Annotated in this window: 9 protein-coding genes; 5 read left to right on the forward strand and 4 right to left on the reverse strand. The window is 48.1% G+C overall.

Going from position 1 to position 14406, the window contains the following annotated elements; translation table 11 throughout:
- The first annotated feature begins 133 nt into the window (after nt 1-133).
- Nucleotides 134-289: a hypothetical protein gene (locus ACZ5R2_RS17790; RefSeq protein WP_438458493.1), complete on the forward strand. Its 156-nt coding sequence runs from the start codon at nt 134-136 to the stop codon at nt 287-289.
- A 92-nt stretch (nt 290-381) separates the two neighbouring features.
- Here ACZ5R2_RS17790 and ACZ5R2_RS17795 read toward each other — a convergent pair whose 3' ends face one another.
- The 4 genes from ACZ5R2_RS17795 to ACZ5R2_RS17810 all read right to left on the reverse strand — a co-directional run bounded on the left by ACZ5R2_RS17795 (nt 382) and on the right by ACZ5R2_RS17810 (nt 9715).
- On the reverse strand, nt 382-1773 hold the full coding sequence (locus ACZ5R2_RS17795) for an MATE family efflux transporter (RefSeq protein WP_464903259.1): 1392 nt from the start codon (nt 1771-1773) through the stop codon (nt 382-384).
- A gap of 148 nt (nt 1774-1921) precedes the next feature.
- Complete coding sequence (locus ACZ5R2_RS17800; RefSeq protein WP_464903258.1) at nt 1922-5134, reverse strand: mechanosensitive ion channel domain-containing protein; 3213 nt, start codon at nt 5132-5134, stop codon at nt 1922-1924.
- Between the two features lie 269 nt (nt 5135-5403).
- Entirely contained in the window at nt 5404-7557 is a 2154-nt protein-coding gene (locus ACZ5R2_RS17805) for a heparinase II/III domain-containing protein (RefSeq protein WP_464903257.1), read from the reverse strand.
- Between the two features lie 4 nt (nt 7558-7561).
- Nucleotides 7562-9715 (reverse strand): heparinase II/III domain-containing protein, encoded by a 2154-nt coding sequence (locus ACZ5R2_RS17810; RefSeq protein ID WP_464903256.1) that lies wholly within the window; start codon nt 9713-9715, stop codon nt 7562-7564.
- A gap of 318 nt (nt 9716-10033) precedes the next feature.
- Between ACZ5R2_RS17810 and ACZ5R2_RS17815 the strand changes: the two genes are divergently transcribed.
- From ACZ5R2_RS17815 to ACZ5R2_RS17830, 4 genes are all read left to right on the forward strand, one after another.
- Nucleotides 10034-10369, forward strand: coding sequence for a cupin domain-containing protein (locus ACZ5R2_RS17815; RefSeq protein WP_438458498.1), 336 nt, complete (start codon nt 10034-10036; stop codon nt 10367-10369).
- Nucleotides 10370-10398: 29 nt separating this feature from the next.
- Nucleotides 10399-11325: a 2-dehydro-3-deoxygluconokinase gene (gene kdgK, locus ACZ5R2_RS17820; RefSeq protein ID WP_464903255.1), complete on the forward strand. Its 927-nt coding sequence runs from the start codon at nt 10399-10401 to the stop codon at nt 11323-11325.
- A 31-nt stretch (nt 11326-11356) separates the two neighbouring features.
- Nucleotides 11357-11980, forward strand: a complete 624-nt coding sequence (locus ACZ5R2_RS17825) for a bifunctional 4-hydroxy-2-oxoglutarate aldolase/2-dehydro-3-deoxy-phosphogluconate aldolase (RefSeq protein ID WP_438458500.1) — start codon at nt 11357-11359, stop codon at nt 11978-11980.
- Nucleotides 11981-12638: 658 nt separating this feature from the next.
- Nucleotides 12639-14387, forward strand: a complete 1749-nt coding sequence (locus ACZ5R2_RS17830; protein ID WP_464903254.1) for a sodium:solute symporter family transporter — start codon at nt 12639-12641, stop codon at nt 14385-14387.
- The last annotated feature ends 19 nt before the right edge of the window (nt 14388-14406 follow it).

The following is a 14406-nucleotide window of genomic DNA, read 5'->3' on the forward strand; positions in this document are numbered from 1 at the left end:
GGAACGAAGTGTAACCCGACCCTCGCCCCTGTCTTTATAAGGTTTGAGCATAACGCCGAAGCGCAAAGTTATTACGCAACTCACTGCAGTGTGACTATGTTTGAGGTGGGTAAAACCAAAAAGGGAAACCGCGATGAAGATCCTAATGTGTATCTTGATCTGCTTTTCATTCTCTTCTTTTGTTGTTCAGGCGGGTGATGGACCTGGTACGCGCTGCCAATTGGAAGATGGAGGAATGATGATCTCTAACCTCGAGTTCTGTCCGAAGAACACGAAGCCGATTAAATAGTTAATCGACCAAATCAATGCCCCAATAGCGACGTAAAGGGGCATTCTAAGCACATGTAGCTACAATTGCAGCTAAAGCTCTAGGGAAGAGGGCTACGCAGCGTTCAATGTCTGATTTGATGACAGGTCGCGGCGGCGTATAACCAGCGCAAGGCGTATCAGCATTGCGATGGCGGCTACGGTGAGACCAGTGACAATGCCAATCCAGAAGCCTTGCTCACCCATTGCAGGGCCGGCTATATCGGTGATGCCCAAGATAACGCCCATCGGTAGGGCGAGTCCCCAGTAAGAGGCAATAGCGAGTATCATTGGTACTTTCGTATCTTTATAACCACGCAGCGCCCCGTTGGCTGAGGTTTGCAAAGCATCACTGAATTGATAGATGGCGGTAAACATCAACAGACTCATTGCGGTTGCACTAACCGCAGGGTCACTGGTGTAGAGGCGAACAATCTGCTCGGGGAATAATAAAAACATCGCTACTGAGACCAATGAGAGCAAGCCGGCAGTAATAATGCCATATAAGCTGCGTTCACGAGCATCACGCTCTAATTTAGCACCGAGCGAGTGACCGACACGAATTGTGATGCCAAAAGATAGGCTCATGGGGACCATATAGGTCATGCTCGAAATATTAAGTGCAATTTGCGCTGCAGCGACGTTTTCCGCACCGATGCGCCCGATCAGCAGTGCGATAACTGCAAAGATGCTGCCACAGACGGCGATATTCATACCAATAGGTACGCCTAGTGAGAGTAAGTGTCTGATCTCTTTTAGGCGAGGTTTGATATCCACGAAGTGAAGAATATTCTTGTAGTGGTGATGATAGCGGATATAGCTCCACAGCATTGCGGACATCAGCCAGTAGACCAGACTAGTCGCCCAACCACAACCAACGGCACCCATTGCTGGGAAGCCAAGCTTGCCATAGATAAGTACATAGTTGACCGGAATATTGATCAGTAGACCAATCACCGAGACTAACATTGGTGCTCGGGTGTTGTTCATTCCCTCACAAAAGCCATTAAGGGTGTAAAAAAAGGCGATGCCAGGGACTCCGATGGCTAATGCAACCACATAGTCGCCGGTGATCGGAATAATCTCGGCTGCGACACCAATGGCATTCAGTAGTGCTTCACCGAGCAGCAAATAAACAATCAGGATGGCGCTGACGAGTGCGGCTACCCAAAGCATTTGGATAAATTCAATACGGATACGGTGAAGTTTTTGCGCGCCGCGATGAAAAGCGACCACAGGCGTTAGCGCCATAATAATACCGCGCAATAGTAGTGACACCGGTACCCATAAACTCGCGCCAAGTGCAATGGCAGCTAGGTCTGCTGCACTGACCTGACCAGCCATAGTCGTATCGACAAAGCCCATCGCTTGAGTCGCAAGTTGAGTGAGAATGATAGGGATCGACAGGTGCAACAACGCACTCGATTCTTTAAAAAAGCGAGAAACTGAAGAGTTCTGATTTTTCATGGGGATAGTAAAAACACCTGTAGCAATACACGAGTGGATGCAGGATGGCGAGTGTGCATTCTAGGGTGTGCTCTTTGGAGCGGCGATAATATATACAGCTTTAGATAGGAATTCAACCGCACTGTGATTTATCTCACGCATTTGTACTTTACTCTTGGTCACTGGCGGGTTTTGGCGGCATATCGCGCACATGAATGTCCATTTGTGGGAAGGCTATCTCGACGTTGTTCTCTCTGAACAGCTTATCAATGCCTTTGTTTAAAATATGGATCGTCGATAGACGATTGTTGATAGCACGAATGTGTACCCGCAATTCAAAATCTAGACTGCTGGCACCAAAGGCAAGGAAAAGCACAGAAGGAGAGGGCTCTTCAATCACCAGAGGATGATCGTTTGCGACTTCCAGCAGTAATGATTCTACTTTTTCCACGTCAGAGCCATACGCTACCCCGATTGGAATCACTATGCGCGTGACGGGATCGGTGAGAGACCAGTTAATCAGCTTTTCGGTAATAAAGGTCTTATTTGGCACAACGATTTCTTTGTTATCCCAGTCGATGATCGTGGTAGCCCGCGTCTGGATCTTACTCACTGTACCGGAGAGATCGTTGATGGTGACGATATCACCAATCCGAATTGGGCGTTCAAACAACAAGATCAGACCTGAGATAAAGTTAGCGAAGATTTCTTGTAAACCAAAGCCCAAACCCACACCAAAGGCAGCGACTAGCCACTGCAATTTTGACCACTGGAACCCAAGTAGTGAGAATGCGGTTAACACACCACCCACGACAATGACATAGCGAAGCAATGTTGTGACGGCATAGCCGGCACCGGGAGCCAGCTCGAGCCGGCGCAGGATCAATAGTTCCAAAATGCCGGGGAGATTACGCACGCCGACAAACGTGATTAGAGTCGCGATCAACGCATAGATAAAAGATTGCAAGGTTACGTCATTAAACTTTACTCCGCTGGCGGTGGTTTCAGACACCTGCCATAGCACCACGTTTTCTAGCATGCTAGTCATCTCAAGTGCGCTTGACCACAGGGTCAAAACGGCAATGATCAACCCTATCAGTGACAGCCCACGAAGTAGTGTCATTGATTGCTCGTTGATCTCCTCGCTGTCCATACCTCGTACATCGATTTCTGGTGAGGACAGGCGCAAGTCAGAGGCCTCTTCAATCTCCTCAGTTTGTTCGGCTTGCAGTGCGATTAACTCTTCGCGACGAGCAACTAGGCGTTGATAAGTCAGTTGGCGATGTTCAAGCTTGAGCCAGCGCTCACCCAGTTGATAGACCAGGACAAAACCCATAACGACGAATACAGTCAGTTGCTGATAGATAAGCAGCATCCAGGCAAGGATGTAATAGCCCAAGATGGCCATCACGCCAATCGCCAAAAACGAGGTGAAGATCAAGCTGCGGATAACTACGATGGAGAAGTTGCGGTTAAATGGCGCAGGCAAAGTGGATGGAATGCGTTTTTTTCGGAATAAGGCGCTGTAGATCAAGGTCATACCAACCAAGAGTTGTAAAAACAGTACTCGCGATAACTCAGCTTGATTGATGCCTGAGAGCAGTTCAGTCAAGAACACCAAAATAACCAAAATCAGGAACGGCCAACGAATACGAAAGCTCTCTTTGTTGAGATAGTGGCACACCGATTCTGGCCAGTTAAGGTGAGTCTCGAACAGTCCTTTGGGAAAGCTGAGCGAATAAAGTAGCTCGGTAACAAATAGGCCCACACACACGGTAAAGATAATGGTCTCTAGTTGGTAGGTAGTTTCATTCGGCCATAGGATCACCACGGAGAGTGCACTCAAGCCAAACCATATTGGCAGCGAGCATGCCTTGGCAAAGCCAAGTAGCAACAGATGTAATGAGTGGCGAAAGCGGTCTTTGACCGGATGACCAAAGATTTTGTGGTACGCCAGGCGATTTTTGCTCGCAATACCACTGATGTATTTATTGACCCCGAAAAGCACAACGGAATAGAGAACAAACAGAATAGTAAACGGGATCATCTGTGGCTGATTAATCTCAGAGATAAAGGTGCGCATTGGAGCTGGGATCCCAACCCAGGTTACCGGATCTAAGTGGGTAATATTCTCCCAGATAGGGACATTACTGCGCGTCCATAATTGTTGCTCCTGTAAAAATGAGCGGGCACTTTGTACCTCTATGGTGTACTGATTTTTGGCTAGCTGTAGTTTACTTAGAGCAACGATCAGTTTTTCATAATTTGCTAATAGCTCGATCTGGATTTGATGGGCAAGCGCTGACACTGGTGTGTTCGCCGGTCCCGCCATTCGGTCTGACTGGGTTGCCGATTGAAGCGCCGCGTCATCGAGCTGCTGGCCAATTTCATATTTTCTGATGTGTGCTTGAGCAATTTGGTCGGGGATGGTGTCATGGCTAATGGTAGAGGGCAGGCGCTGAAGCTGAGCTGTAAGGGAGGCGCCAAACGAGGTACTACCTTGTAACCAGCTTAAGTTTTCTTTGATCAGGCGTTGTTCATCAGCCAAATTTCGCCTTTCTGTGTCGAGTCTTTGAGTGTCGATGCGACCTTGTTCGATTTGCGCCAAGACTTGTTCAAGTTCAGTCGCTTCAAGGTTCATTTGATTAAGTTGGCCCTGTATCGGCTCTTCGAGGTTGTTGCTGCTGCGCTGCATTGAGCGCGCGCGGTTGATGAGCTCCTTAACAGAGGCTTGCTCGACATCGGTTAGTCGTTCTTGCCACTGAATGATCAGTGGCGTGCCGATTTGAATTTTTCGCTCGAGCAGTTGCTGCTCAAGGCGGAGAAGCTCGGTTCGCTCGTCTAGGCTTTGCAGCTCAGCCTGCATTAAATCCCGTTGTGAGCTGAGTGCTTCAAGGTTAACCTCTTCGAGCCAGCTGTTGATATCATCACTTTGAGAGGGGGCAGATAGCGAAGTCTGCTCAATTTCACGTTCAAGCTGAGCTAGTGTTTGAGGTAGAGCGATGCGATCGCTACTGAGTTTGGTCGATTGCTCTGCATTAGTTTGGAAGGTACTGCGCCATTGGTTGAGTGCAGCCTGGAGTGAAGAGATGCTTAGTGAGAGGTCTTCAGTATCATCATTGGGCGAGACTTTGAAGATATCGAGAGTCGGTACTTCGGCAATAGTCTGCTCAAGCTTTTCTTTTATCTCAGGAAACTGACTGATGATACGATGATATTCTTCTTTCTCACTCCGCTCGGTTTCCAGCACTTGCAGCTGTGAGAGTAAAGTCTCGTACTGGCTAACCATCACCTCATCAACCGGTGACTGATTACGTAATTGATTGACCTCAGCCTCAAGCGTTTCGATATCCGGAAGCGTGGCATGAGCGGGGGTGAACACACATATATACGCCCCAATACAGAGCATTACCTGACATACCCAAGACTTAAGTCGCTGCAAATCAGCCCCCGATCTTTCAACACAAACCAAGATCAAGTGTATACAAGCAGCTGCGAGTATGCTCAAAAAAACAGGGGCGGGGTTCGAGTACGGGTGAGGCCCTTCGAGTAGCAAAGTGATACCCACACCTCGCCCCTAAATAGAGAAAGCCGGACACTGATTGATCAGTGTCCGGCTTTGAAATTTAAGCAGTGTTCGCTAAAAGCGGATTAAAGCGCTGCGAAAGCACCTTCCCAAGTGAAGGTTTCGCCAGCGAATTCTACAGTGTGAGTACCCGCTTGTTTGTCTTCGCTTAGGTTACAAATTGCAAAGTCGTAAGTGTTGCCTGTGGTAGTTGAGATACGAACGACTGTTGCTGTCTCGTTGTTGCCTAGAACCTCAACAGACTCAACCAGACCACGTGCATTAACAGATTGCTCGAACTCTTCGTTGAAGTAGCCGTGCGTCTCAAGCACAGAAGCGAAGACATGATCTTTGCCAGACTGGCGCATGATCATCGCAGGCTCGCTACGTAGGTTGAAGTCAGGATCGTTCGCGCCTAGGCGAGCAAAGATCACTTCGCTGTCAGCAGCCGTTGCGCTAGTTACTAGTGAGTAGTAGCTGTTGTTGACTAGCCAGCTTACTAGCGAGCTGCCTTCCACTTTACCTGAACCTAGGTTCCATAGGTGCTGGTAGCCGTCTGAATCGCCAACAGGCTTGAGAGTAGACTCAGTGTTGTAGTCAAAGTCAGTGCGGATGATCTGACCTGAGTAGTGTACCGGTAGGTCGTACTGGTTCTCTTGCTCAGACTCGATGCGGTATACGTCGATCACTAGCGGCTTTTCGAACTCTGGCAGCTCAGCAAGTAGGATGCTGCGCTGCATGTCAACACCTTCGTAGTAACCTGCGATACGACCACTCATACCTTGTAGTTTCGCGTTGTCTACATTGAAGAAGTGCTTCTCACCAAACTTAGACTCAGCCAGTGCTGTGTTGAAGTTGTTTTGCGTCTTCTGGTTTACTGTCACAGTGTTGTGCGCCACAGTTTGTTTACAGTAAGACTTGTTCTCTGGGATGTAACGACCGCCGAACTTAGGCTCAACGTTTACCCAGCGACCGTAGCCGTAGTCGTGTAGAACTTCGTGACCGCGGTTGAATACACTTAGGTGTAGACCGTCGTAGTGACCGTGGTCTAGTGCAGAGTGGTACTGGTGGTCTGAGCCGTGTTGGCCGAACCAGATCAGTGCCATCGTGTCGTCATCTTGCTCGTCGCGGTGACGAAGGATGCCTAGGCCGCCTTTCTCGCCTTGAGGACCGTCAGTGATGTACAGGCTGCCCCAGTTGAATGGCTTGATTTCATCGGCTGCTTCTACCGCGTTAGATAGAGTCAGGCCAGAAGAGTGAACCCAAACGTTTTGCTGGTGGTTTGCCATTGCTAGCAGAGTCTCTGCTTGCTCGTAACGGTGGAAACATACTGATGTTGCCATGACTACGCCTTCATCATTGATCGAGATAGTCTTCGATGAGTCGTTACATGCTGGTAGTGAGCCGTCTGGGAATGCTGTCTTAAATACCGCGTAAGAGGTTGTCTTGATCACAGAGTCGTTGAATTCGTAGATGCCGATCTCTGGCTGACGACGCTCAATTGCTTCAGCGAATAGGTAGATTGGACGTAGCGAGAAGCGGTGGTAGTAAGGACCTTCCATGTAGTAGCCATCTGGCGAGAACAGTTGGTCTAGCTGAGCTAGGAAGCCGCCGCTAACTTTGTCGAGTTTTAGACCGTAAAGTGCCTTGTCTACCGACTCTTGATCGTTGATCGCGTAGCCACAGATACCAACCGCTGCCACTGCCCATAGGCCGTGGTTATGAACGATATCGAAGTCATGGCCGTAAGTCACAACGAATAGATCGATCATCTGTTTGAATAGATCGTTTTCGATCAGGGTTTTCTGATCATCAGACAGCGTGTGGAAGACACAAGAGTACGCACAAGAAGCGTAAAGCATCCACATGTTCTCGTTTAGAGTTTGGTGGAAGATCTTACCCGGTGGGTTAGTGTCTTTACTTACGTTGCTTTCTAGCGTTGGGTACACTTTAGCGTATGCCGTTAGCATTTCAACGATGTAGTCACGGTACTTCTCTTCTTCCGTGATCAGGAATAGGCGACCAGCAATATCCATGTGGATGTAGTTTTGCTTGTGACGGTTGTGCTCGTAACCGCCGCCCTCACCGTGACCCGGTACTTCGATGCCAACCTCGGCCATGTAAGCATCAGCTTGTTTAATATCGCGTGCAAGTGCTTTACCAAGCAGGCTATCCGTGCCTAGCGCTTTGCGAAGTTCTGCTGCTTCTTCGAAGTTAAGTAAGAGTGGTTGATAGCTCATTTTGTTATTTCTCCTGCTCGATCTGAGTTACTTCAAGAGCGTAGTAACCCGTCCAGCTGTATGTCTTAGAGTTAAATTCTACTGTGTGCTGTGTTGTTTCGGCGGCGTCTAGCTGGTTGCTGATCATCACCACGCAGTGTGATTTCGCCGTCTCAATCTCAACGACGGTTGCCACGTCGTTGTGTCCGATAATGGTAATGTTCTTCACTTGGCCACGTGCGTTGACAGATTGCTCGAACTCTTCGTTAAAGTAGCCGTGCGTCTCTAGTACCGACGCAAACAGTGGCGATGTGCCCTTGCTGCGCAGGATAAAGCCTGATTCGCTACGAAGGTTGAATGAAGGGTCATTGGCGCCTGTGCGCGTAAACACGACTTCACCGTTGTCGTTCGAGCTTGTCCCTAACCAAGTGTAGTAGCTATTGCTTTGCAGCCAACTTACCAACGCTGTTTGGTGTTGTTCACCCGCAGCCACCTTCCATAGGTGTTGGTAACCCGCATCATCACCTAGAGTGGTGAGCTCGCCAAAGGCTTGGTAATCAAAGTTGGTGCGGATCACTTGACCTGCGTATTGATGTGAGTAATCAAATTGATGCTCACCCTCGCCTTCAAGTCGGAACAGGTCGAGTAGCAGTGGTGCTTCAAGCTCGTCAAGGCTGAGCATAAACACGCTGCGCTGCATGTTAAAACCATCGTAATGGTCGTTGGCAAACGCACTCATGCCTTTGATTTGCTCGTTATCTACCTTAAAGAAGTGGGGTAGACCGTGAACGCCATCTGCACGCTCAACGTCAAATTGATTCTGACACTGCTGATCAATCGTGATTAGGTTGTGGGCGATAGTTTGACGTGCGTAGGATTTGTTTTCATCAAGGTAACGGCCACCAAATTTAGGCTCTACGTTGACCCAGCGACAGAAGCCGTACTCACGCAGAACCTCTTGGCCATGGTTGAAGAATGAAATGCCCAGCGTATCGAAGTTGCCATGACCCATGCCGTGCTGACCATAGTTCATCACTAGCTGTGATACATCGCCAGTGCTGTCTTGCATACGCACAAAGCCTTGTGCGCCGCGATCGCCGTTTGGACCTTCGTTAAGCTCTACACTTGGCCAGTATGGCAGGCCAATCTCACGCTCTGCAGTCGCGGCTTCGTACGCTTGCGAGACTTCAAGGCCACAGGCATGCATCCACACGCTGTTTTGAATCTTTGCCATGCCAAGGATGTTGTCATCCAGACCATAGTGCTTAGCGTAGATGCTGACAGCGACCTGAACACCCATATCAGTGATGCCCATGCTGCGTGATGCATCGTTGAGTGCTGGGAAAGCGCCGTTCGGATATGCTGTCGCCAGCAGTGCCTGTACGGTGTTACCAATGACTTTGTCTTTATAGTTGTAGATGTCAATTTCTGGCATATGGCGGTGAATCACTTCAGCCAAGACGCACAGAGGACGAATTGCATAGCGGTGGTAGTAAGGACCTTCCATGTAGTAGCCAGAAGGCGCAAAGAGGCGCGAGATCTGCTCTAGGAAGCCGCCAGTGCCGTTACGGTCTTGACCGTAGACTGACATCTCTAGGTATTCAGGTTTGCCAACCACAAGACCACAGATACCCACAGCTGCTACAGCCCAGATGCCGTGGTTGTGGATACGGTCAAAGTCGTGACCGTACTTAACGGTAAACATGTCCAGCATTGGCTCGAAGACACCGTCGATAACGGCTTGGCGCTCTTGCTCACTCATGGTTGAAGCTACACAAGAGTACGCTAGGCTGGTAAACATCAGCCAGCAGTGCTCGTTAAGAATTTGGTGGAAAAGACGACCGGTTGGGTTGGTGTTCTTTTGTACGTGGAAATCGAAAGTCAGGTATTTTTCCGCGTAGATGGCCAGAAGATCACGGACGAATTTTGCGTACTTATCTTCCTGAGTGATCAGAAATAGGCGACCCGCTAGGCTCATGTAGGTGTAGTTTTGCTTGTGACGGTTATGCTCGTAGCCGCCCGCTTCACCGTGACCTGGAACATCAAGAGGAAGGCACATAAAGGCTTCCAAGTCTTTGCGGTGAGTTTCGATGGTGCGACCCATCAGGCTTGGTTTGCCCACTTCCTTGCGAAGCAGTTCAATCTCTTCTTGTGATAGAAGAATTGGCTGTGTAGTCATATACTCAAACACCCTAAATCAGTACGGAATAATCGTAAAACCTATATAAAGTAATACAATAAGGTTTATTGTGGTAGTGCAACTCGACAAAATAATGATCAAAATCACGCGCTTAAATTTAAGTTGTTGATAAATAAAAGTCGTCAGTCCCGGACTTGTGAATTAGGACCAAGCTTAAACTGGTTTGTGACAGAGTGATTCAAGCGTCTATACTTGATGTATGTCACATTATTATCGATATATTGTATGACAATTAGGGGAGGTGCGTTATCATCGCGTCAGTCAATAAACTACATTGAACCTTATTGGAGATTCACAATGAACGCATTTTTTGTAAACGAAGATCACGCATGGGAAGACCTAGGCGATGGTATCAAGCGTAAGATCGTTGCTTACACTGACGATCTAATGGCTGTACACCTAAACTTCGATAAAGGTGCAATTGGTCATCCTCACACTCACGAGATCCACGATCAAATCGGTTACGTCGTTCGCGGTAGCTTCGAAGCTGAGATCGACGGTGAGAAGAAAGTGCTTAAAGAGGGCGATGCTTACTTCGCACGTAAACTTGCGATGCACGGTGCAGTTGCTCTAGAGCAAGACAGCATTCTACTAGATATCTTCAACCCAGCGCGTGAAGATTTCCTAAAATAAGCCCGAGCGTCCTAGTTTAAGGTAAGCAAATGAACAAATTCAATATTGCAGTTATCGGCGAGTGTATGGTCGAACTGCAAAAGAAAGAAGGTGAGCTAAAGCAAGCTTTCGGTGGTGATACGCTAAACACAGCGCTGTACCTATCTCGTTTGACTGAAGGTCACGACGTAAACGTTAGTTACGTATCAGCACTGGGCATCGACCCCTTCAGTGTAGAAATGCTAGACATGTGGAAGAGCGAAGGCATCAACACTGACCTTGTGCTGAACATCCAAGACAAAACGCCTGGCATCTACTATATCGAAACGGATGATACTGGCGAGCGTTACTTCCACTACTGGCGTAGCGCTTCTGCAGCGAAGTACATTTTCGACCAGCCAGAATCAGACGCACTGATCGAAAAGCTATTCGACAACGATGCGCTATACATGAGCGGCATCACGCTGGCTATCCTAACCGAAGCAGGCCGTGAGAAACTACTGACTTTCCTTGAAGCATTTAAGGCGAAAGGTGGCAAAGTTATCTTTGATAACAACTACCGTCCAAAACTTTGGCAAAGCGCACAAGAAGCTCAGTCTTGGTACCTAAAAGTACTTAAGTTTACTGATATCGCTCTACTGACTTTCGATGACGACCAACTGCTATTCGGTGACGTTGAGGTTGGGCAATGTATCGAGCGTACTTCTGCTCTGGGTGTTAGCGAGATCATCATCAAGCGTGGTGGCGATGCGTGTCTAGTGGTTGAAGGCGACGAGCAGAACTACGTTGCAGCGAACAAGATCGACAACGTAGTTGATACTACAGCGGCCGGCGATTCATTCAGTGCGGGCTTCCTAGCTAAGCGCTTTACTGGCGGCACTGCTCAAGAAGCGGCATTCACAGGTCACTGTGTTGCGGGTACCGTAATCCAATACAAAGGCGCGATCATCCCTAAAGATGTTATGCCTGCGCTGTAAGCACACAAATTTCTATTGAGAGACAGTTTCAATGACTACACTAAATGACAAGCTAGCTAGCCTGAAAGTTATCCCTGTAATTGCAATCAACAAGGTTGAGCACGCAATTCCACTAGGTCGCGCACTAGTTGAAAACGGCATGCCATGTGCTGAAATCACTCTACGTACTGAGTGTGCTATCGAAGCAATCCGCGTAATGCGTGAAGAATTCCCAGAGATGCTAATCGGCTCTGGTACGGTTCTGACTAACGAGCAAGTTGACGCGTCTATCGACGCTGGCGTTGACTTCATCGTAAGCCCAGGCTTCAACCCACGTACTGTTCAATACTGTCTAGACAAAGGCGTTGCAATCGTACCTGGTGTTAACAATCCAAGCCTAGTTGAGCAAGCGATGGAAATGGGCCTTCGTACGCTTAAGTTCTTCCCAGCAGAGCCATCAGGCGGCGTACCTATGCTGAAAGCACTAACAGCGGTTTACCCAGTAAACTTTATGCCTACTGGTGGCGTAAGCCTTAAGAACGTTGATGACTACCTATCAATCCCATCGGTTCTAGCATGTGGCGGTACTTGGATGGTACCAACCAAGCTAATGGACGAAGGTAAGTGGGACGAGCTAGGTGCTCTAGTACGTGATGCAGTTGCACACGTAAACTAAAATCTTCCCGTCGGGAAATAAAAAAGCGAGCCTACAATGGCTCGCTTTTTTTTTCCTTTTGGGGAAGAGTCGAGAGGCGGGACCGCTTCGCTGCGAGAGGCAAGGGGGCGATCGTGGGACCTTCTCGGTATTTCTTGGCTTTTGTGGCTTACGTTAGTCTTTCTTTTCCCTTTGGGACGAGTCGAGAGGCGAGATCGCTTCGCTGCGAGAGACAAGGGGGCGATCGTGAGAACTTTTCGGACTTTCTTGGGTTTTTGTGGTTTACGTTAACCCCTCTATAAACCCTTTTTTTGCATGTGAATTTCACCGCGGGTGCTGCTCTTCTCGCCTATCGAATCTCGCTTCTCGCATCTGCTCTTCCGCCTCTCGATTCTCCCACGCCCCACTATACTAAACTAAGTATGAAACAAGGTAGGGCGTGGGGCAGCTGTCGCTGATAAAAATATTAATCATACAATATGCGCAGCAAAAGTGTGCAGTTAGGGTCTTCTTTTAAAGCTTGCAAGCGACTGATTCATATATGGTAAGGAATTGTATATTTTGCGCTTCGTAAAAACACATGTTCTAGATCACATAAAAAGCTTATTGTAGTACAAATGGGATAGAGAAATGGTAATCTACCGCCCAGTAAATGATAACCTTAATAAAGGCTGAAAAAATGACTATTGATACTCTAGTGGTTCTTGCCTACTTCTTCTTCCTAGTAGCCATAGGATGGATGTTCCGTAAGTTCACAACTTCTACCAGCGACTATTTCCGTGGGGGCGGTAAAATGCTTTGGTGGATGGTTGGTGCAACCGCATTTATGACCCAATTTTCAGCATGGACGTTTACAGGTGCCGCAGGACGCGCGTTCAGCGACGGTTTCGTTGTTGTAATCCTATTCCTAGCCAACGCGTTTGGCTATTTCATGAACTACATCTACTTTGCACCGAAGTTCCGTCAACTTCGCGTTGTAACCGCTATCGAAGCCATTCGTCAGCGTTTCGGCAAGACATCAGAGCAGTTCTTCACTTGGGCTGGCATGCCAGACAGCTTGATCTCAGCGGGTATTTGGCTGAATGGTCTCGCTATCTTCGTAGCAGCAGTATTCAACATCCCAATGGAAGCAACCATCGTTGTGACCGGTCTGGTACTAATGCTAATGGCAGTAACAGGTGGTTCTTGGGCGGTTGTTGCATCTGACTTTATGCAGATGTTGGTTATCATGGCAGTAACAATTACCTGTGCGGTAGCCGCTTACTTCCACGGTGGCGGTCTAGGTAACATCGTTTCTAACTTTGAAGGCGACTTCTTCGTTGGTAACAACCTAAACTACATGAGCATCTTCGTTCTTTGGGTTGTGTTCATCTTCGTTAAGCAGTTCGGTGTTATGAACAACAGCATCAACGCTTACCGTTACCTATGTGCTAAAGACAGTGACAATGCGCGTAAAGCGGCAGGTCTTGCTTGTGTACTTATGATCATTGGTCCACTAATCTGGTTCATGCCTTCATGGTACGTAGCAGCATTTATGCCTGACTTTGCTGAGCAATACGGCTCTGTTGGTGGCGACGCGGCTTACCTAGCATTCGTACAGAACGTAATGCCTGCAGGTATGGTTGGTCTACTAATGTCAGCAATGTTCGCGGCGACGATGTCTTCAATGGATTCTGGTCTGAACCGTAACGCTGGTATCTTCGTGATGAACTTCTACAGCCCGATTGTGCGTCCACAAGCGACACAAAAAGAGCTAGTAATTGTAAGTAAGCTAACAACAGTAATGATGGGCTTCATCATTATCGGTATCGGTCTATTCATCAACTCACTACGTCACCTAAGCCTATTTGACATCGTACTGAACGTTGGTGCCCTAATCGGCTTCCCAATGCTAATCCCAGTACTACTAGGTATGTGGGTTCGCAAGACTCCAGACTGGGCAGGTTGGATGACTCTAGTTGTTGGTGGTATTGTTTCTTACGTATTCGGTATCGCGCTTCAAGCAGAAGACATCGAGAACTTCTTCAACATGGAACAAGCGCTAACTGGTCGTGAGTGGTCTGACTTGAAAGTAACACTGAGCCTAATGGCGCACGTAGTGTTCACTGGTGGCTTCTTCCTAGCAACGACTCTAGTTTACAAAGGTCGTACACCTGAGCGTGAAGCAGAAGTTGAGAAACTATTCGAGAACTGGAACACGCCTGTAGTTGCAGACTCAGAAGAGCAGCAAAACCTAGATACCAAACAACGTGGTATGCTTGGTAAGCTAATCTCAGTAGCAGGCTTCGGTATCCTTGCAATGGCACTGATTCCAAATGACCCAACTGGTCGCCTACTATTCTTGCTATGTGGTTCGATGGTACTAACAGTAGGTATCCTACTAGTTAACGCATCACGCGCTCCACAGAAAGAACTAGCTAACTCTTAATTGCTAGCTGTTATCAAAG

It is taken from the genome of Vibrio sabulosilitoris (genome assembly GCF_055391395.1).